This window comes from Mesorhizobium sp. M8A.F.Ca.ET.181.01.1.1, from assembly GCF_004792025.1.
Lineage (GTDB): Bacteria > Pseudomonadota > Alphaproteobacteria > Rhizobiales > Rhizobiaceae > Mesorhizobium.
The window spans coordinates 1-378 of record NZ_SRTV01000082.1; the positions used below are offsets into that span (position 1 = coordinate 1).

At 61.1% G+C, this 378-nt stretch carries 1 protein-coding gene; it reads right to left on the reverse strand.

Annotated elements, in window-relative coordinates; all coding sequences use genetic code 11:
- The coding region (locus EN824_RS33675) for a transaldolase family protein (RefSeq protein ID WP_281041408.1) at positions 1 to 378 on the reverse strand (378 nt) is incomplete at both ends.

Here is a 378-nt window from a genome sequence, read left to right on the forward strand (position 1 = left end):
CGAGAGCTTCTCGGTAGCCATTGCGTCTTCGTTCAGCGCCCAGCGGAATGCCTTCTCGTCCAGCGACTGCAGCGGCTCGGCCTTGACGTTGTCTGCCGAAAGCTTGCGCTCCAGCTTGCCGGTATCCTTGTCCAGCTCTTCCAGCAGCGCCGGGCTGATCGTCAGGCGGTCGCAACCGGCAAGCGCTTCGATTTCGCCGACGTTGCGGAAGGACGCGCCCATGACGACGGTGCTGATGCCATTGGCCTTGTAGTAGTTGTAGATGCTGCGCACGGAAACGACGCCCGGATCGGTCTCGGCGGTGTAGTTTTCGCCGGTCGACTTCTTGTACCAGTCAAGGATACGGCCGACGAAGGGCGAAATGAGGAAGACCTTGGC